Annotated in this window: 16 protein-coding genes; 5 read left to right on the top strand and 11 right to left on the bottom strand. The window is 63.3% G+C overall.

Annotation, left to right across the window (positions count from 1 at the left end; translation table 11 throughout):
* The first annotated feature begins 59 nt into the window (after positions 1-59).
* The 3 genes from AC1DYJ_RS00540 (at position 60) to AC1DYJ_RS00530 (ending at position 3,392) form a co-directional block, all read left to right on the top strand.
* On the top strand, positions 60-737 hold the full coding sequence (locus tag AC1DYJ_RS00540; protein ID WP_112560555.1) for a sugar transferase: 678 nt from the start codon (positions 60-62) through the stop codon (positions 735-737).
* Positions 738-942: 205 nt separating this feature from the next.
* Positions 943-2,181, top strand: coding sequence for a polysaccharide biosynthesis/export family protein (locus AC1DYJ_RS00535; protein WP_477280186.1), 1,239 nt, complete (start codon positions 943-945; stop codon positions 2,179-2,181).
* Between the two features lie 119 nt (positions 2,182-2,300).
* Entirely contained in the window at positions 2,301-3,392 is a 1,092-nt protein-coding gene (locus AC1DYJ_RS00530) for an acyltransferase family protein (protein ID WP_477279030.1), read from the top strand.
* Positions 3,393-3,623: 231 nt separating this feature from the next.
* Here the strand turns inward: AC1DYJ_RS00530 and AC1DYJ_RS00525 are convergent, their stop codons facing one another.
* From AC1DYJ_RS00525 to AC1DYJ_RS00505, 5 genes are all read right to left on the bottom strand, one after another.
* Positions 3,624-4,907, bottom strand: coding sequence for an O-antigen ligase family protein (locus AC1DYJ_RS00525; RefSeq protein ID WP_477279028.1), 1,284 nt, complete (start codon positions 4,905-4,907; stop codon positions 3,624-3,626).
* 313 nt (positions 4,908-5,220) lie between these two features.
* On the bottom strand, positions 5,221-6,048 hold the full coding sequence (locus tag AC1DYJ_RS00520) for an SDR family NAD(P)-dependent oxidoreductase (protein WP_477279026.1): 828 nt from the start codon (positions 6,046-6,048) through the stop codon (positions 5,221-5,223).
* Positions 6,049-6,149: 101 nt separating this feature from the next.
* Positions 6,150-6,635 (bottom strand): acetone carboxylase subunit gamma, encoded by a 486-nt coding sequence (locus AC1DYJ_RS00515; protein ID WP_477279024.1) that lies wholly within the window; start codon positions 6,633-6,635, stop codon positions 6,150-6,152.
* On the bottom strand, positions 6,632-8,836 hold the full coding sequence (locus AC1DYJ_RS00510; protein ID WP_477425897.1) for a hydantoinase B/oxoprolinase family protein: 2,205 nt from the start codon (positions 8,834-8,836) through the stop codon (positions 6,632-6,634). The genes AC1DYJ_RS00515 and AC1DYJ_RS00510 overlap by 4 nt, the downstream gene beginning before the upstream one ends.
* Positions 8,837-8,850: 14 nt before the next feature.
* Entirely contained in the window at positions 8,851-10,992 is a 2,142-nt protein-coding gene (locus tag AC1DYJ_RS00505; RefSeq protein ID WP_477279020.1) for a hydantoinase/oxoprolinase family protein, read from the bottom strand.
* 110 nt (positions 10,993-11,102) lie between these two features.
* Between AC1DYJ_RS00505 and AC1DYJ_RS00500 the strand changes: the two genes are divergently transcribed.
* Positions 11,103-11,882 carry a helix-turn-helix transcriptional regulator gene (locus tag AC1DYJ_RS00500; protein WP_477279018.1) on the top strand — a complete coding sequence of 260 codons (780 nt, stop codon included), beginning with the start codon at positions 11,103-11,105 and terminating at the stop codon, positions 11,880-11,882.
* Here AC1DYJ_RS00500 and AC1DYJ_RS00495 read toward each other — a convergent pair.
* Positions 11,879-12,814, bottom strand: a complete 936-nt coding sequence (locus tag AC1DYJ_RS00495) for a LysR family transcriptional regulator (protein WP_477279016.1) — start codon at positions 12,812-12,814, stop codon at positions 11,879-11,881. The two genes, AC1DYJ_RS00500 and AC1DYJ_RS00495, sit on opposite strands and share 4 nt — an antisense overlap.
* A gap of 113 nt (positions 12,815-12,927) precedes the next feature.
* Between AC1DYJ_RS00495 and AC1DYJ_RS00490 the strand changes: the two genes are divergently transcribed.
* Positions 12,928-13,320 (top strand): nuclear transport factor 2 family protein, encoded by a 393-nt coding sequence (locus AC1DYJ_RS00490; RefSeq protein ID WP_477279014.1) that lies wholly within the window; start codon positions 12,928-12,930, stop codon positions 13,318-13,320.
* 41 nt (positions 13,321-13,361) lie between these two features.
* Here the strand turns inward: AC1DYJ_RS00490 and AC1DYJ_RS00485 are convergent, their stop codons facing one another.
* From AC1DYJ_RS00485 to AC1DYJ_RS00465, 5 genes are all read right to left on the bottom strand, one after another.
* Positions 13,362-13,943 carry a DUF1349 domain-containing protein gene (locus AC1DYJ_RS00485; RefSeq protein WP_477279012.1) on the bottom strand — a complete coding sequence of 194 codons (582 nt, stop codon included), beginning with the start codon at positions 13,941-13,943 and terminating at the stop codon, positions 13,362-13,364.
* Positions 13,944-13,958: 15 nt separating this feature from the next.
* Positions 13,959-15,398 carry an aldehyde dehydrogenase family protein gene (locus AC1DYJ_RS00480; protein ID WP_477279010.1) on the bottom strand — a complete coding sequence of 480 codons (1,440 nt, stop codon included), beginning with the start codon at positions 15,396-15,398 and terminating at the stop codon, positions 13,959-13,961.
* A gap of 267 nt (positions 15,399-15,665) precedes the next feature.
* Positions 15,666-16,151, bottom strand: coding sequence for a hypothetical protein (locus tag AC1DYJ_RS00475; protein ID WP_477279008.1), 486 nt, complete (start codon positions 16,149-16,151; stop codon positions 15,666-15,668).
* A 100-nt stretch (positions 16,152-16,251) separates the two neighbouring features.
* Positions 16,252-17,115 (bottom strand): ABC transporter permease, encoded by an 864-nt coding sequence (locus AC1DYJ_RS00470; protein WP_477279006.1) that lies wholly within the window; start codon positions 17,113-17,115, stop codon positions 16,252-16,254.
* A gap of 20 nt (positions 17,116-17,135) precedes the next feature.
* Positions 17,136-18,095, bottom strand: coding sequence for an ABC transporter permease (locus AC1DYJ_RS00465; protein WP_477279004.1), 960 nt, complete (start codon positions 18,093-18,095; stop codon positions 17,136-17,138).
* Between the last annotated feature and the right edge of the window lie 30 nt (positions 18,096-18,125).

Raw genomic sequence — 18,125 nt, 5'->3', positions numbered from 1 at the left:
CTGCAGCATTTTTTTGGTATCGTGACATAAACCATCCGTTCAACGTATGGAGCTTTTGCATGAGGGATGTTGCCAAGTCGGCCAACGCGGCATTTTCGCAGGTCGGCGTAGATTTTCCGCCACCAATCGGCGGGCTGCTAAAGCGCAGTTTCGATATTTTCGGTTCACTTGTCGGCCTGGTGGCGCTCAGCCCGCTGTTCCTGATGGTGGCCCTTCTGGTCAAGCTTTCCGACGGTGGCTCGATCTTCTACGGACACAAGCGAATCGGGCGCGGCGGGCGGATTTTCCCCTGCCTCAAGTTCCGCACCATGGTCGAAGACGGCGAACGCGTGCTGACCGCTTATCTGGCGGCCAACCCGGAAGCCAACGCCGAGTGGATCGCGACCCGCAAGCTGAAGAATGATCCGCGCGTCACCCGCGTCGGCGCCGTTCTGCGCAAACTCAGCCTCGACGAGTTGCCGCAGATCATCAACATCCTGCAGGGCGACATGAGCCTTGTCGGGCCTCGTCCCGTGGTGCGCGACGAGCTTGAGATCTATGGAAGTGCTGCGGTCTACTATCTGAAGTCGCGGCCGGGCCTGACCGGGCTCTGGCAGGTCAGTGGGCGCAACGATGTCTCTTATGACAGCCGCGTCGCGTTCGATCGCCACTATGTCGAGAACTGGTCGCTGTTCGAAGACGTTCGCATCATCCTCAAGACCGTGCCTGCGGTATGGATGTCGCGCGGTTCCTACTGACCGACCGCAACGGGTCAGCAATCGGGCCGGTCCGGCCCGAAGCCAATCCGGCCCCAAGCCATGCGGCGACGGGCCGGTCTTGCATTGCAGCCGCGGTGCTCAACTGGCACTCGGCAGCAGGCCTATCGGGCGGATGGGGCCAAAACGGATCGGAAACGTTCAGTTGAAAACAAACCTATCAGCATATTGTCGCCTTGCCGGCCCGATGCGGCCGGCACGGCTCGTTGCCACGTGCCTCGCACTGTCGCTCACGGTTCCGGCGCTCGCTGTTCCCGCAATGGCCGACGAGTACCGGCTCGGCTCGCAGGACAAGCTCAACATCCGCGTCGCCGAATGGCAGACGGTTGAAGGCACCTTCCGTGACTGGTCGGCGGTGAACGGCGAATATTCGGTCGGGCCGGCCGGCAATCTGTCGGTGCCGTTCGTCGGCGAATTGCCGGCTGCCGGCAAGACCACGTCGGAGATTGCGGCCGCCATCAGCGTTGCCTTGCAGCGCAAGCTTGCCTTGTCGGACAAGCCGGAAGCTTCGGTGGAAATGGTGCAGTTCCGGCCGTTTTACATTTCGGGCGAAATCCAGACGCCGGGCCAGTTCCCCTATGTGCCCGAACTGACCGTGCTGAAAGCGATCAGCATTGCCGGCGGCATCAGGCGCAACGCCGACTACGGCTCGCAGCTCGGCAAGGACCTGGTCACCGCCAAAGGCAATTTCGACATTTATGACGACCAGCGCGTGCGGCTGATCGTCAAGCGTGCCCGCATCGACGCCGACCTCGCGGGACAGGCGAGTTTCGAGGCGCCGAAGGAGGTCGAGGGCGATCCGCGCTTGCCGACCATCGTCGCCGACGAAATGCAGATCCTGACCTCCGACCAGAAGGCGCTGAAGCTGAAGCTGCAGGCGCTCGACGATCTGAAAGGGGTTCTGCAGTCCGAAATCGAGGCGCTGCAGAAAAAGATCGTCAACCAGCAGAAGCAGGTCGATCTGGCGCAGCAGCAAGCGGACAGCATCGGTCCGCTGGCGCAAAAGGGCCTGGTCGCCAACGCACGCCTGCTTTCCTCGCAGCAATCGGTCACCGACCTGCAAGGCAAGATCCTGGACTATGAGACGGCGATCCTCACCGCCAAGCAGTCGGTCAGCAAAGCGACGCAGGACGCCATCGATGCCCAGAACACGTTGAGCTCGAGCCTTGCCGCCGACCGGCAGCAGGTCGAGGCGGACCTCAATGAGGCGGCACTCAGGGTCAACATGCAAAAGGGCCTGATCACCCAGGCATCGGATCCCGCCACGACTGCCGCCATCACAAACAACAATGAAGAGCCGACGCTCACCTATTCGCTGGTGCGCGTTGCCGACGGCAAGACCAGCGAGATCGACGCCAAGGAAGACACGCCGGTGCTGCCGGGCGACGTCATCAAGGTGAAGCTGGCGCCTACGGCCAGCCAGTAGTTCCTGTCGCGGGGTCTCACTCGACGAGGTCCGCGCAACGGAGGCGGGAGGAATAAGTTCGGCTCGTTCGCGCCAAGGCGCGAGCGAGCAATTCCGTTTCGACCGCTTGAAGGCATCCCATGCAACCCGCCGCCCCGCGCCACGTCTACCTCAATCTCGACGCCATCCGCGGCGTGGCGGCGATCAGCGTGATGCTCTACCACTTCTCGCCGTTCCTGGCCGACGGCAAGGTGCTGCCGTCGAGCTATCTGGCGGTCGACCTGTTCTTCCTGCTCAGCGGCTTCGTCATCGCGCATGCCTATGACCGCAAGATCGAGAACGGCATGGGTTTCGGCACCTTCGTGGCGATCCGCCTGATCCGTCTCTACCCGCTCTATCTCGCCGGCACGCTGCTTGGCTTCTTCTATCTCATGGTCAAGAACCGGCTGATTCCGGCCGAATACATGCCGCTGTCCGAGATCGGCACGATGCTGACAACGGGCATGTTCTTCATCCCGCTGGTCAGCGACGCCTATCACACGATCTTTCCGCTCAATCCGGCGTCGTGGTCGCTGTTCTTCGAGCTGATCGTCAACATCGCCTATGTCGCCGTCTTCGTCCTGCTGACGAACCGCGTGCTGACAGTCCTCATCGCCGTCAGCCTCGTGCTGCTGGTGGTCGCCTCGATCGTGGCCGGCACGCTCGACTTCGGCATGACCGGCGCGACCATCATCAGCGGACTGCCGCGCGTCTGTTTCTCGTTCTTTCTCGGCGTGCTGCTTTGCCGTTCCATGGCGCGCTATCAAAGCGGGCTCGGCTTCCTGCGGCATGGCTGGTGGGTCGAGGCCGCGATCGCGCTGACGCTTGTCGTCTTCGCCATCGCGCCGGCCGGCGGCGCCCGCGTCGCCTACGATCTCGCCTGCATCGTCTTCATCTTCCCGGCCCTGGTGGTGGTCGGCGCTGTGGCGCCGACGGCTCCGCGCCTGTCAGGCCTCTATGGCTGGCTCGGGCGAATTTCCTACCCGATCTACATCATCCACACGCCGATGCTGATGATCATCGCCGGCGCCGGCAAGGCCGCCGCGATCGACCCGTTCGCGCATCATCCCTGGTTCGGCATCGTCATGGCGGGTTCGGTCGTCGTCATCGCCGACATCGCCACGCGTCTCTATGACGAGCCACTGCGGCGCTTCCTGCAGCGGCTGATGCAGCGCAAGCGGGCAGTCGCCTAATCCTCCAGGACGGCCGCAAGTAAGGCTTTCGCCCTACGAGTACCCCACCCTTAATCCCTCCCCACAAGGGGGAGGGAGACTTCCGTTTGCGCTGACCGCAGCAGATTTATTGATGCTTGGCTGAACCTGATCAGCGAAGGCGTGCGGCAGCTTTCCCTCCCCCTTGTGGGGAGGGATTAAGGGTGGGGTCCTCTTCGCAAAACTCTCTTCGCGACAGCCGTGCCTGAACCGTCAGACGCGTGCCGGCATGCGGCCGTTGGGCACCTTCTCGTCCGGCACCGGAGCATAGGTCCGGCTTGCCCTGGCAACCGGCACCGGGCGCAGCTTGAACAGGCCGTAATAGACGATGAACGAGGCCATGAAATAGGGGCCGAGGATCTCGACCTCGAAGAAGGAGCGGATCAGCATCATGCCGACCGCGCCGGCAAGCACCACCGAATCGGCACTCCAGTCGCCGAACACCACTTTCGAAACATGGCCATAGAAGGAACGCAGGATGATCAGCGCCAGCATGACCACGCCGACAAAGCCGAGTTCGACCAGCGTCTCGATATAGGTGTTGTGGAAATGGAAGCCGGTGCGGGTCGAGATGTAGAACTCCGCCCATAGCCGTTCCGGATCGGCAAAGCCCTGTATCCAGTAGGCGGCATAGCCATAGCCGAGCAGCGGACGCTGCTGTGCGGCTTCCCAGCCCTGTTCCCACAGATAGGTGCGGCCAGTAAGCGTCGAATCCTTGCCGAAGATGCCGAGCACGACGTCGAGCAGGCCGAGATTCAGCGCAGCCACCACACCCGCCACCAGCGCGCCGGCCCCGACGACGAACAGCACGCGGCGATAACGGCGCGACAGAACCTTGCTCATGGTGAGCAAGGCAACGACGCCGATCACCGCCGGCAGCGAAGCGACCGACGTCGCCGAATGGGCGATCGCCAGCATATAGACCGACAGCAGGATGATCGGCGCGGTCCAGACGAAGCTCATCCAGTTGCGCCGGTAGAAGACCAGAAAAGCCAGGCAGAAGAAGATGCCCAGCGAGGCGAAGAAGCCGATCTGGTTCTTGGAGCCGAAGGCGCCGACGAAATTGGTGGTGCCGTCGATCGTGTCGAGCGCATAGGCGCCGACCTTCAGCGAGTAAAGCAGCACGATGAAGATGCCGATCAGCGAGCCCAGCACCAGCGTGCGTGTGCTGATGGTGCGCGCGGCGATGTAGGCGCAGAGGATGTGGGAGAAATATTGCAGCCCCGCCCGCGCGCTGGTGCCGGCCGCTTGCGACCAGAACAGCGACAGGCAGACATAGGCGGCAAAAAGCAGCGGCAGCCAGGCGCTGGAAAGATCGCGCGCGAAGCGCCGGTAGTCGACGAACAGCAGCGGCAGCCACACCAGATAGTAGGCGAGGATCAGTATCTGGCCGAAATTGGTGGAATAGGCGAAGGCAAAGACCGACACGGCAACGGCAAAGGCGGCATAGGCCTTGTTGTTGTCCGGATCGATCAGAATGGATTTCGGAATCTTCATGCCGGATCTTTCATCCGTTGGTCTCGAGCAGTTCACCGTTTCATGGAAACGGCGAACCACTCTGCCTCTTTGTTTTGCGCAATTCCGGACGGAAAACCGTTCCGCACTTTTCCTGGAATTGCTCTAGAGAGCGGGCGTAAACGCCCACAGTGGCTTTCCGGCACCGATTGTGCACTGCAGCATAATCTAGCGCCCTATCGCTGGCGGCTCAACCGGAAATGTTGTCACGGGCAAAGGCGCGCCGGCCAAAACGACCATGCAACAGCCAAATGGCGTGAATACGGCCTGCTCCCTCAAATCCAAGGGGTGGCGACTACCACAGCGCTCCGCCGGTGACCTGGATGTTTTCCATGGTGATGCCCTTGGCGAGGTCCGAACACAGGAACACGGCGAGTGCCGCAATCTCCTGCGGCTGCAGCAGGCGCTGCTGCGGATTGCCCTTGGCGATCTCGGCCATGGCTTCCTCGGCCGTCCGGCCCTTGCCCTCACGTTCGACGACCTGCGCCACGTTGCGGCGCATCAGTTCGGTCTCGACCCAGGTCGGGCTGATCATAACGCAGGTGACGCCGTGCGCCGCGCCCTCCAGCGCCACGCAGCGGGTGAGGCCGAGCAGGCCGGCCTTGGAGGCGCAGTAGGCCGGATTGTCCTTCCAGCCGACGGTGGCGGCGGTCGAGCCGATGTTGACGATGCGACCCCAGCCGCGCTCGATCATGCCCGGCAACACGGCGCGGGTGACGCGGAAGGCACCGGTGAGGTTGGTGTCGACGATCTTGTCCCACAGCGCGTCGGAATGGCCGCAGACCGGCTGCTCGGCGGTGGTTCCGGCGGCGTTGACCAGGATGTCGGCGGGGCCGATGACGGCTTGCGCTTCGGCTGCAAACCGGTTGGTCACCTCGCTGTCGCGGACATCGAGATGCGCGGCATGGACCCTGGTGCCGTGGGCCGAAAGGGCCGAACGCACGCGCTCGATTTCGTCGGCGCCCGGGTAGTAGGCAGCGTCCGATCTATTGGCGTCGGCGGGCGCAATGTAGGAGCCGACCGCGACATTGGCGCCAGCTTGCGCCAGCGCCGTGGCAATGGCGAAACCCATCCCCGAAAACCCGCCGGTGACGATCGCGCTGCGGCCGGAAAGGTCTGTCATGGGTGGCCGGTCTCCGATGCCGAAATCCGATGCGCTATTCATAGGCCGGCGCCGGCAAGGAGCGCTACCTCGCCGGCGACATGGTCACAAAATCAGTTTCCTTAAAGTGGCTTGCCCAGCCACTCGCGATAAAAACCTTCGAGATCCGGTTCGAAATCATGGACGATCGGATAGCCCGGTGCTGCCGCCTCAACCTCGTGCATGGTGCCGCATTGCGGGCAGATGAACTCGCGGATCTCCATCCATTGCGGATCGGGGATATCGCTGTTGGGGTAGATTTCGCGCAGGGCCTCCTCGGTGTTGCGCACGATGATCGCAGCCTTGAGCTTCCAGTTCTTGCGATAGTCGCCGAAGGAATGGCCGCATTCGCAGCGCGTCACGCGCTCGTCGCCGCTCTGGCAGATGAACAGATGATCCGAGACCGGCAGCAGGATGGGATCTTTCCAGCCGACGCGGTCCTGCAGCACTGCAACGTACTTGAAGAAGCGGTCGTCGTCCTTGTAGGCGCTCATGACGCGGCGCGTCTGCGGCCAGGGCAGCGTGCCCGCGACCAGATCGGCAATGACTTCCTTGCTGTATGAGGTCATGGCTTTGCTCCCGGCATGAAGATCGATTTGGCGTCGACGTTCCAGAAATCGCTGAAATCCTTGGTGAAGCGCGACGACAGTTTGATCGCACTGGCGTACATTTTCTTCACCTCGGGCGCGAAGTCGGCCTTTTCGACACGGCTGCGTTCGGTGGCGATCCACTCCGACACCGGCTTGGCCTGGGCGAGCCGTTTGGCGCGCATCTCGGCGCGGTGGCGCTTGGTGGCCTCGAGGTTGGCGACGGGGTAGCCCTCTTCATCCTCGTCCAGCATGATGCCGAAAATGCCCTCGGCGGCTTCCTTGGTGAGATAGCCGTTCTCGACATCCGCGGCAGTCTTGATGGGATCGCGCTCCAGCACATCGCCATAGCCGCCGCCGCCATTGTAGGAATGGGTGAAGACGTCGCCGGTCTTGTGCGGGGCGGTGATGTAGGGCCCCTCCATCGTCACATGCTCGCCCTGAAACCTGAGTTCGAGGTCCGACCGATGCGGGTTGGTGCCGGTGTGATGCGCCAGCGGCGCGCCCTTTGCGGCGAGCTCGAAGATGTTGGAGTTGCGCACCGCGCGATGCTTCTGGCAGGTCGGCGCCGGATAGCCGCCGCACATGCCGCCATTGTCGAAGACGCGCGACGAATGCTCCGAGGTTACCAGCCTGAGATGGTCGGTCTTCGAGACCAGCCAGGTCGAGATGAAGGCGCAGCCGCCGCGATATTTGCCGGCGCCGCCGGAATTGGGAACGATCGAGCGGCCGATATAGAGCATCGGCATGTTCTGTTCCCAGATCTCGATGTTACCCATGTCGGATTCGGGGTTCCAGCCGACATAGGCGGTGTCGAGCCCGTCCTTGATGGCCAGTGCACCTGAGCCTGCGGCTGCGCATTCGAAATGTGCCATGCCGAACAGTTTGCCGTACTGGCTGGTGCCGCCCATCTCGATCATCGGGCTGTTGACCTGGCCGACGAAAGCTTCCTCGACAAAGCCGCGTCCGATGAAGGAGCGCGACAACAGCCGTTGGAAGACGCCATAGGCCGGTAGCAGCAAGGCCCATGAGGTGGCGGTCGCCACCATCTCATTGTCCGGGTTGGTCCAGGTGCCATGCGGCAGTTTCAGCTCGGTCGCCATCCAGGCGCCGTCATTGACCAGGCCTTCGAAGTTCATGTGCTGGGTCAGCGTCACGAACATGCCGCCATCCATGCCCGCCGGCGTGCAGTTCATCGAATGATAGCCCCAGGGCTGCGTGCCCTCGAAGTCCATCTTGATCTTGCCGTCGGTGGTGATCTCCATCTCGATCGGAATGTTGTAGAGCCAATCGGGATCACCCAGCGGCTGGTAGCCGGGCTTGCCCTTGGTGACGTGACCGTAAAAAGTGTGGCCGCGATAGATGCCGGGCACGGTGAGCTGGCGGGTGCGGGCGAGCTGGGCGCGGCGGCCTTCCTCGATGAACTCCTTCGACACCTGCATCCAGTAGTCGAGGCCGATCTCGTCGATCAGCGCCTTGACGCTTTCGCGCATGTCGATGCAAGAGGCGACCTTGGCCTTCTCGTCGAGCACCCAGTAGATCGGCATGCGCAGATTGCGCTCGCAGCGGATGACATAGTCGCGGCGGATCTCATCATTCTCGCCGACCTTTTCGGCGCAGACGAACAGACCTTCGGTGAAGCGCTCCTGTGCCAGTGCCACGTCGCCGCCGGGCGTGATCCCGCCGGCCTCGAGCTCGTGGCAGACCGCGCCGGCCCAGCCGACCAGCTTGCCGGAATGGAAGATCGGCACGACGTCCATCACGTCGGGCACCTGGACGGTGCCGATGAAGGCGTCGTTGTTGGCGAAGATGTCGCCCTCGCGAATGCAAGGGTTTTCCTCGTAGCCGTTGCGGATCATCCATTTGATGAAGCGGCTCATCGTGTGCACATGCACCATGATGCCGTTGGAGAGCGCGATCGCGTCGCCTTCCGGCGTGTAGATAGCGACGACCATTTCGCCGACTTCGCGCACACCGGGCGAAGCCGAGATGCGGCGGGCCATTTCGCGTGCCGAGACGCAATAGGCGCGCAGCTTGGTGTGCAGCGTCTCGAACTTCAGCGGATCCTGGTTGCGCAGATGGAGCTCGGTGATGCCGTCATAGCAGCCGGTCTCTTCCATCAGCCGTTCGGATTCGATCAGCCGTTCGCGGATGCGCAGGGCGGAGGCGGGTTTGTCCAGCATGGCGTTCGCCCTTCTCAAGCGTGGGTGTAGTGCAGCAGCGTCCATTCATCGACATGGACACGGTCTTGCGGGTGAACGACGAGCGTTGTCGCCGGATGTTCGATGATGGCCGGGCCGATGACCTCGTGGCCGGGCTGCAAAAGGTCCATCTCGTAGAGATTGGCCTTGTGCCAGCGTCCGCCAATGTAGGCCTCACGCACGCCCTTGTGGGCCGATGCCGGATCCGACTTGCCGAGCGGGCGCTTCAAGAGCACCGGCTTGACCTTGTCGGCGGTGGCGATGAGGCCGAGTTCGGTGATCGAGAAGCCGGCTTCGCCATAGCGCGAGACGCGATGGTTGACCTTGGCATAGACCGCTTCGAACTCGTCGATGACCTTGCGCATGTCGTCGGCGGAATTGATTGCCGACAGCGGCGCCATCACTTCGACGTCCTCGAGCTGGCCGGTGTAGCGCATCATCAGGAACGGCACGGTCTTGATCTTCTCGCGTGCGTGGCCGTCCTCGATCATTTCGTCGACCGCAGCCTTGGTCAGATCGTCCCAGACAGTGGTGACCTTCTTGCCGAAAGCGGCGAGTTCGTCATCGCTGGCCCGCGCGCCGATGTCGTGCTGCGTCGACACGGAGTGGCGGCGCATGAAATCGGCGGTGGTGCAGCCGAAGGCGGAGAAGGCGGCGGCGAATTGGAAGGTGATGATGTCCTTGAAGCCGATGCCCCTGGAGCAGCCGGCCAGATGCAGCGGACCCGATCCGCCATAGGAGAGCAGCGTGAACTCGGAGGGATGAATGCCCTGGCCGGAGATGACGCGGCGCAACGCGTTGTTGGCGTCGGCCTCCAGCATGTCGATCATGCCTTCGGCGGCTTCCTCGACACCCACGCCAAGCAGGCGCGAGCATTTTTCCTCGAAGGCGGCCCTCGCCTTCTCGACCTGCAGCACGACCTTGCCGCCGAGGAAGTAATACGGGTTGAGGCGGCCGAGGATGGCGTCGCAATCGGCAATGGTGGGTTCGGTGCCGCCTTTGGCGAAGCAGATCGGGCCGGGATCGGAGCCGGCGCTTTCCGGTCCGAGCGAGACCTTCTTGGTCAGCGGGTCGACCTTGAGGATCATGCCGGCGCCGGCGCCGATCGTATCGAGATGCAGCGTCGGCACGTTGAGCTTGAAGCGATCCATCAACGGCTCGTTCTCGATCCGCGTCTGGCCGCGGGTGATGACGCCCATGTCGAAGGAGGTGCCGCCCATATCCGAGCAGATCAGCGAGTCGTTGCCGATCAGCTTGCCGACATAGGCCGCACCGAGGATGCCGCCGATCGGGCCGGAGATCATGGTTTCATGCAGGCGCGGATGGTTGATCGAGGTCAGGCCGCCGAAGGAGAGCAGCGTCTGCACGCCATATTTGAAGCCGTATTTCTTGGCGACGTCCTCGATGCCCTTGAGCTGCTTGCGGCCCCGCGAGGTGGCGTAGGCCTCGATCAGCACCGAGTTCAGGCGCGACTGTTCGCGGATGACCGGGCGGACCTCGTGGCTGGTGTAGACGCGGATATCGGCGCCCGCGGCAGCGACCTCCTCGCGGCAGATCTCGGCGATGCGCTTCTCATGCGTCGGATTGACGTGCGAGAAGATCGTCATGATGCAGATGCCCTCGACCTTGTCGGCGATGAGCTTTTTGGCGGCGATGTGCACCTCGTGCTCGTAGAGCGGCAGGATGATATCGCCGAACTGGTCGATGCGCTCGGTGACGCCATGAGTGCGGCGGCGCGGCACCAGCGGATCGGGATGCTGGTGGGTCACCGCATGCAGGCGGTCGGCATAGGAATAGTCGGCCCAGGCCTGCAGGCCGCGGCCCATCAGGATCATGTCCTCGAGGCCCTTGGTGGTGATCAGGCCAAGGCGGCGGCCGGTGCGTGACAACAGCGTGTTGAGCATGCCGGTGCCGGAATAGAGTACGACGTTGACGCCGGAGAACAGCGTCTCCAGCGAGATGCCCCAGGCATCGGCCGCGTCTTCGGCCGAGGCAAGGAAGCCTTCGGCCTCGTCCTTCGGCGTGGTCGCCGATTTGCCGATCTTGAAGTGGCCGTCCTGATCGACAAGGATGGTGTCGGTCATGGTGCCACCGGCGTCGATGCCGATAACGATGGGGTTGGTAGTGATCTGGTCCACGGGTCGCCTTCCCTCTTCGAGAACGACCGCAGGCTAGAGGCTCGGTGCCGGATCGCGCCATATGCCTAAAGACACAATGACCGCGCGGCTGACATCGCCGAGAAAAGGGCATGCGCATGAGCACTATCTGGGGGCCGCTGGCAAAGGCGATCGCCGCCACCGGTACGGACAGGCATGTCGACTGCCTGATCGACCTGATCGGCGCGGACATTGACCATGATCTGGTGACGGTAACGCGCTATTCGGCGACGCAGACGCCCGAGTTCATCAAGCACCGGCGCTTCTCCGACGAGATGGTGCAGCGCTATCTCGCCAGCTACTACGTTTTCGACCCTTTCTACGCCTCGTGGCGACGCAAGCGCCGGCTGGGCATCCTGCCGCTCAAGGGCCTGGCCGACGAGGAAGCCAAGCGCGGCCAGTACATAGCCGGCTTCCTGGCGCAGTCGGAAATCTGCGACGAGGTCGGCATCATGCTGGCCGATGGCGGCGACTGGTGCCTCGGTATTTTCCTCGACCGTTCGACGGCCTCCTTCAAGGACAGCGAGATTGCTCTGCTGGAGGAGCGGTTGCCGGTGTTCGAAGCCTTGCATGCGCTGGACACCAAGGCGCGCGGAGCCGAGTTCTCCCGCACCTCGGCGCCAACCGGCCCCGGCGCTTCGCCCCGGCAAGAGCCGACCATCCCTGCTAGCCTATGGCCGGAGCTTTCGCTGCGCGAGAGCGAACTGGTGCAACTGATCCTGGCGGGTCATCCGACCGCCAACATCGCCGGGCGGCTCGGCATCACCGTCGGCACGGTAAAGAACCACCGCCGCCGCATCTACGAAAAGCTCGACATCACCACCGAGCGGGAACTGTTCTTGCAGTTCTTCCAGCACCGGGCGGACGGTTAGGAGCTGGCCGCCTCTGACTGGCCTCGCGTGCCCCGACGAATGGTATCGATGAGGGCGCGGAGCGCCGGCGCCATCTGCCGCTGTGCCGGATAACAGAGGTAGTAGCCAGGGAAGGGTGCCGACCAGGCCTCAAGCAGCGGGACGAGGCGCCCTTCGGCGATATGCGCTTCGATCAGATGTTCGCTGGCGAAGGCGATGCCGAGCCCGTCGACCGCCGCCTGCACGCCAAAATCCTTCTGGCTCGCTATGACAGGCCCTTCCACGGCGACCTCGAACCACTTGCCGTTGGCCATGAACTCCCATTTGTACGGGGTCGCCTGGCCAGGCCATCGCCAGCCGATGCAGCTGTGGGCGAGCAGGTCGCGCGGGTGAAGCGGCGTGCCGCGTCGCGCGAGATAGTCGGGTGAGGCGACCGCTGTCTGGCGCAGCTCGGGACCGAGTTTCACCGCGATCAGATCCTTGTCGATGACCTCACCCAGCCGGATGGCAACATCATAGCCCTCGGCAACGATGTTCACCACGGTATCGTCGAGCGTGACGTCCAGGACCACCTCGGGATAGGCGTCGCTGAACGCCCGCAATATGGGCGTCAAATAAAGGCTGGCGGCACTGTGAAAGCAGTGCATCCGTACTGTCCCGGCGGGATGGGCTCGCCGTTCGCTTGTTTCGCCCAACGCCTCGCCGAGCTGATCGACGGCGGGCTTGACGCGCTCGAAAAGTCTGGCGCCGGCCTCGGTCAGAGAGACGCTTCGGGTCGTGCGATTGAACAGGCTGACGCCGACGCGCTCCTCGAGCCCGCGGACCATCTGGCTCAGCGCCGAAGACGACACACCGAGCTTCTCCGCGGCGCGGCTGAAATTGAGCGAGCCAGCCACGGCCACAAAGGCGCGAAGCTGGTTGAAGTCGCCAGCAGACGGAAGGACAGGGTCCATGGTCACCCGTGATTGCGTAGTTCAGCTAACAAGGCTGATAAGGGCGCGCCAGTTAAACGCGGCCGGGGAAACCCTTATAGCAAGCGCATTGCCAGACCTGAAGGGAAGCCATCATGACCACGTCAGACATCCAATCGCCGGGAGCCGAGGGGCTGGCCGCCCTGGCTCAAACCTATTTCGACGCGGCCCACGACATGGACGCCGACAAATTCGCTTCCATCCTGCACGAGGCGGCCTTTGTGACGCGAAAGGGCGAAAACGACACTGTCGTCGTTACCCCTGTTGCCGCCTGGCTGGACATCGTTCGCACGCTGAAGTCGCCGCGAGAAACCGGTGTCGAGCGCAAGGACCAGATACTGTCGATCAACCTGGTGCGCGACATGGCGCTCCTCAAACTCAGCCTGCGAATCCCGCCGCGTGAGGTGACCGACCTTTTGTCGTGTCTCTTCCTCAACGGCCGCTGGCAAATCGTCCAGAAGGTGTTCAACGCCGAACAGCTTCGCTGATCGATCGACATCGACCGAGGCGGGCCAGATCGAAATCGTCGTCAGTCGTGCAATTGCCGGGAAATCGGCGGGCCGACGGTAAAGTCGGAAAAGGTGACTTCGAACCCTTCGCGCTGCGGCGAGCAGCACATCATGCCGACATCGACCGACTTCGAGATCGGGAAGTAGGCCAGCCGCACTGGCTTCCAATGGCCATCGGTCGCATCCAGATACTGGATGCGGATGGCCTCGGCGTGGCGGGTCAGCCGGATGCGCACGCCATTGGGGTCGTTGGGGATGCTGACCAGCGACCAGTCGGAGGTGTCGTTGGTGACGACGACGGAAAAGTAGGCCAGCCCGTCGGTGTATTCGATGCCGGCCTTGATCCAGTGCGTTTCGCTCAGGCGCAGCATCAGCCCGGCCTGGTCGTAGAGCACCTTGTAGTCGCCCTTGACGGTGACCTCGGCGCTGAAGTCCCCCTCGACCGGCCGGTAGAGGAAATGACCATTGTCTCGCCAGAAACCATAAAAGGTCTCGCGCCAGAAATCAGTTTCCTTGCCGGTGCGCACATGCACCGTACCGTCGCCGAACACATGGTGCGGCGGCGGGTTGAGCCAGGTCAGGTCCTCGTTGGCCGAAGTCACCGGCACACCCACCGATTAGCCGGCAAATGTGTAGGCCGTCTTCACCGTGGTGTAGAACTCCGCGGCATAGCGGCCCTGTTCGCGCGGGCCGTAGCTCGAGCCCTTGCGGCCGCCGAACGGGACATGGAAATCGACGCCTGCGGTCGGCAGATTGACCATCACCATGCCGGCCTCGGAATTGCGCCGGAAATGCGTGGCGTGTTTGAGGCTCGAGGTGCAGATTCCGGAGGTCAGGCCGAAAGGCGTGTCGTTGGCCACCGCCAGCGCCTCGTCATAATCCTTGACGCGGATGACGTTGGCGACCGGCCCAAAGATTTCCTCGCGCGAAATGCGCATGGCGTTGGTGCTCTCGGTGAACAGCGCCGGCCGGAGGTAATAGCCCGGCGTTCCGCGGTCGAGTCGCTCGCCGCCGAAGGCAAGGTTGGCGCCTTCCTGATTGCCAATGGCGATGTAGTCCTCGTCCTGCTTCAGCTGGCTCGCATCGACGACCGGGCCGATCTGGGTCTTGGCGTCGAGAGCATCGCCAATGACGAGTTTCTCCAGGCGCTCCTTGAGTGCTGAGACGAAGCGGTCATGAATGCCTTCGGTCACCACCAAACGCGACGAGGCCGTGCAGCGCTGGCCGGTCGAGAAATAGGCGCCGTTGATGGCGCAATCGACAGCGATGGCGAGGTCGGCGTCATCCAGCACGACGAGCGGGTTCTTGCCGCCCATTTCGAGCTGGAACTTGCGCATGTGTTCGACACTTGCCGCGGCGACGCGTTTGCCGGTACCGACCGAGCCGGTGAAGGTGATGGCGTTGAGGTCGGGGCTGTCGAGCATGGCCTGACCGACTACCGAGCCCTTGCCCATCACCAGGTTGAGCACGCCTTTCGGCAGACCGGCGCGGTGCAGGATGTCGACGATTGTCCAGGCGCTCTCCGGCACGAGTTCGGCCGGCTTGAAGACGATGGTGTTGCCGTGGGCGAGCGCCGGGGCGATCTTCCAGGTGGGAATGGCGATGGGGAAATTCCACGGCGTGATGATGCCGACCACGCCGACGGCCTCGCGGGTGATTTCGACGCCGACGCCGGGACGCACGCTGGGAACCAGTTCGCCCGACAGGCGCAGCGTCTCGCCGGCGAAGAAATCGAAGATCTGGGCGGCGCGGATGGTCTCGCCAATGCCCTCTGCCAGAGTCTTGCCCTCTTCGCGCGACAGCGAACGGCCAATCTCGTCCTTGCGCGCCATGATCTCGTCGGACGCCTTCTTCAGCACGCTGTGACGCGCAAGCGGCGCCGAGCGCGACCAGGCCGGGAAAGCGGCCTTGGCCGCAGCAATGGCCTGCTTTGCCTGTTCGGCTCCGGCCGAGGCGTATTCGCCGACGACATCGCCGGTATCGGACGGGTTGATGTTGCGCGAGCCGGCTTCGCCGACCCACTCGCCATCGATCAGATTCTTGCGGAACAGGGTCATGTCGCGGTTTCCTTGTAATTGTTTCGCTGGCGGGTGCCGTATGTCCGAACCATTTATCAGACAAATGACGACCCTGTGAGGGGCGAAGTGACGCTGGCGACTGGATAGCCGATGGCGCGCCGCTGTGAAAGCCGCGCTGCTAGAGCGTTCACCGTTTCTCGGAAACGGCGAACCGCTCCAGCTCTTTGTTTTACGCAATTCCGGACGGAAAACCGCACACACTTTTCCTGGAATTGCTCTGACCGACGAAATGACGCGGGCCTTTTGTCAGCCCGGAAAAGTCCAGAACAGGCAGGCCAGCGTCGCCGCGGCGAAGATGACGAAGACCAGGCTTCTGAGCAGGATGTTGCGGCGCAGCTCGTTCATGGTGAAATGGCAGCCGACGATGGCCGCGGCAAACAGGAAGCGCCAGTTGACCAGCGCCCACAGCACGCTGCTCTGGCCGAAGGCCCAGCGGGCAACGAGGCAGCCGACAATCGTGGCGAACAGCGCGATCACCGCCCAGAACAGCGCGTCCGCTGCATGGGTGAGGACGATGCCGGCGGCGCGGATCGGCAGGAACATCATCAGCATGGCGCTGAAGAAATAGACGGCGGCGAGCGGCAGGAACGAACCGGCATCGGCAATGCCGTCGAGCCGCCTCACGCCAATCGCGCCATAGGGATAGCCGTGCCTGGCGACCGCCAGGCTGAGCGCCATCAGCAATGCGGTGAACAATGCAACCAATGCGAATGTGGAGAGAGCCTTGCTCATGCCGTTCCTTGTCTTGAGGCCCAATCGGGGCCGAATCACAAGGGACGATTTTAGCCCACGGTCCAGGATTGCGCGTCAGCTTTGCTGCGCGTCCCGCTCTTCACCGATCGCTGTTTTCGAAAGCGCCCATGCCTTGCGCGATCAGATTGGTGGCCATGACCAGAGAGACGATGGCCGCCGAGTTGAAGATCACCACCCACCATTTGCCGCCGGTCAGGAACCCGTAGCCGTCCGCGACGGCCAGCCCCCAATCGGCGGAGGGCGGCTGGATGCCGAGGCCGAGGAAGCTCAGCGTCGCGATCGAGAAAAAGGCGTAGCCGAGGCGGGTGACCAGTTCGATGAGGATGGTCTCGCGGACATTGGGCAGGATCTCCAAAAACATGATGGCGAGCGAACTCTCGCCGCCGAGCCGGGCAGCACTGACATAGTCGCGTTCGCGCTGCTCGCGCACGGCGGCACGCACCGTTCTTGCCACCAGCGGCGCATAGGCGATGCCGATCACCAGGATGACGGTGAGGTTCGACGGCCCGAGCGCGACCAGCGTCATGGTGACAAGGACGATGAAGGGAAAGGCCATCAGCGTGTCGAGGAGTCTCGCGCCGATGGCATCGACCAGCCCGTCGAAATAGCCGAGCACGAGCCCAAGCACACTGCCGGCGGCGACGCCGAGCAAGGTTGCTGCCGGCGCGACCAGCAGGATGTCGCGCGAGCCGACGATGATGCGAGACAGCACATCGCGGCCAAGCTGGTCGGTGCCGAACCAGTGCGCTGCGTCGGGTGGCGTCAGCATGACGAGAAAATCCTCGGCATAGGGGTCGTAAGGCACAAACAGGTGGCCAAATACCGCGCAGCCTATCCAGAACAGCAGGATCAGCGAGCCGACGATGACCGAGAGCGGCAATTGCGAAACCGTCTCGCGGAGCCGGCTCGCGGCCCGCCAGCCCAGCGCGCCCCGTCGCGGCACGGGAAACTCCATCAGTTCCATCATGGCGACACACGGCGGCGCTGCCGCGGATCGAGCAAGGCGTTGACGAGATCGCCGGCAGCGGCTGACAGGACGAAGATCGTCGCCATCACCAGCACGCCGGCTTCGAGCATCGGGAAATCGCGCGACTTGGCGGCGTTCAGCACAAGATTGCCGAGACCCTGTATGCCGAACAGCGCTTCGATCACCACCAGCCCGCCAAGCATGTAGCCGGTCTGGGTCGCCAGAACCGCGATGGTCGGCGTCAGCGCATTGCGCAACACATGCCGGATAAGGATTTCGCGCCGCTCGAGGCCTTTCAGCACGGCGGTGCGCGTATAGTCGGCGGCCAGCGCCTCGATCACGCCGGCCCGCGTCATGCGGGCGATGTAGCCGGCGAGGTTCAGCACCAGCGGCAACGCCGGCAGGATCAGATAATAGCCGCTGACCCAGAGGCCGGCGCCGTCGGGCGCAGCCCCGGTGATCGGGAACCAGTTCAGCCACAGGCCGAAGACGATAAGCAGCAGCAGGCCGGAGACGAAGTCCGGCACGATGCCGAAGGACACGCCGGCGAGCACGATCAGCCGGTCGATAAAGCGCCCCTGGTTGAGCCCGGCAATAATGCCGGCGCCGATGCCGAGCGGCAGCAGAAAGACGAGGATGACACCGGCAAGGGCTGCCGAGCGCTTGAGGCTTTCCAGGACGAAGGGCGCCACCGGCAGGCGCAACGACAGCGAGGTGCCGAAATTGCCCGTCAGAGCGCTGCTGAACCAGTGCCAATATTGCACGAGCACCGGCTGGTCGGCCCCGAGTTGCTTGTTCAGCGCGGCGACCGCCTCCGCATCGGCGAACGGGCCGAGCATAAGGCGGCCGACATCACCGGGCAGAACCTGCCCGGCGAAGAACACCAGCATGCTGACCAGCCACAGCGTGAGCAGAAGCGTGGCTGCCCGCACCGACAAAGTGCGGCCGGTCAGCATCGCGTTGTGGCTCCCCGCATGGTTGGGCTT

The organism is Mesorhizobium sp. P2_B11 (genome assembly GCF_056404855.1).
The sequence above is the reverse complement of the archived record's forward strand: the minus strand, read 5'-3'. Positions and strand labels throughout refer to the sequence as shown.

Excerpts from the sequence above, each read along its gene's own strand:
- AC1DYJ_RS00535 (WP_477280186.1), top strand. The coding sequence starts at position 943 with ATGCGGCCGGCACGGCTCGTTGCCACGTGCCTCGCACTGTCGCTCACG.
- AC1DYJ_RS00500 (WP_477279018.1), top strand. The coding sequence starts at position 11,103 with ATGCGCATGAGCACTATCTGGGGGCCGCTGGCAAAGGCGATCGCCGCC.
- AC1DYJ_RS00540 (WP_112560555.1), top strand. The coding sequence starts at position 60 with ATGAGGGATGTTGCCAAGTCGGCCAACGCGGCATTTTCGCAGGTCGGC.
- AC1DYJ_RS00510 (WP_477425897.1), bottom strand. The coding sequence starts at position 8,836 with ATGCTGGACAAACCCGCCTCCGCCCTGCGCATCCGCGAACGGCTGATC.
- AC1DYJ_RS00490 (WP_477279014.1), top strand. The coding sequence starts at position 12,928 with ATGACCACGTCAGACATCCAATCGCCGGGAGCCGAGGGGCTGGCCGCC.
- AC1DYJ_RS00480 (WP_477279010.1), bottom strand. The coding sequence starts at position 15,398 with ATGACCCTGTTCCGCAAGAATCTGATCGATGGCGAGTGGGTCGGCGAA.
- AC1DYJ_RS00515 (WP_477279024.1), bottom strand. The coding sequence starts at position 6,635 with ATGACCTCATACAGCAAGGAAGTCATTGCCGATCTGGTCGCGGGCACG.
- AC1DYJ_RS00465 (WP_477279004.1), bottom strand. The coding sequence starts at position 18,095 with ATGCTGACCGGCCGCACTTTGTCGGTGCGGGCAGCCACGCTTCTGCTC.
- AC1DYJ_RS00525 (WP_477279028.1), bottom strand. The coding sequence starts at position 4,907 with ATGAAGATTCCGAAATCCATTCTGATCGATCCGGACAACAACAAGGCC.
- AC1DYJ_RS00475 (WP_477279008.1), bottom strand. The coding sequence starts at position 16,151 with ATGAGCAAGGCTCTCTCCACATTCGCATTGGTTGCATTGTTCACCGCA.
- AC1DYJ_RS00495 (WP_477279016.1), bottom strand. The coding sequence starts at position 12,814 with ATGGACCCTGTCCTTCCGTCTGCTGGCGACTTCAACCAGCTTCGCGCC.
- AC1DYJ_RS00520 (WP_477279026.1), bottom strand. The coding sequence starts at position 6,048 with ATGACAGACCTTTCCGGCCGCAGCGCGATCGTCACCGGCGGGTTTTCG.
- AC1DYJ_RS00530 (WP_477279030.1), top strand. The coding sequence starts at position 2,301 with ATGCAACCCGCCGCCCCGCGCCACGTCTACCTCAATCTCGACGCCATC.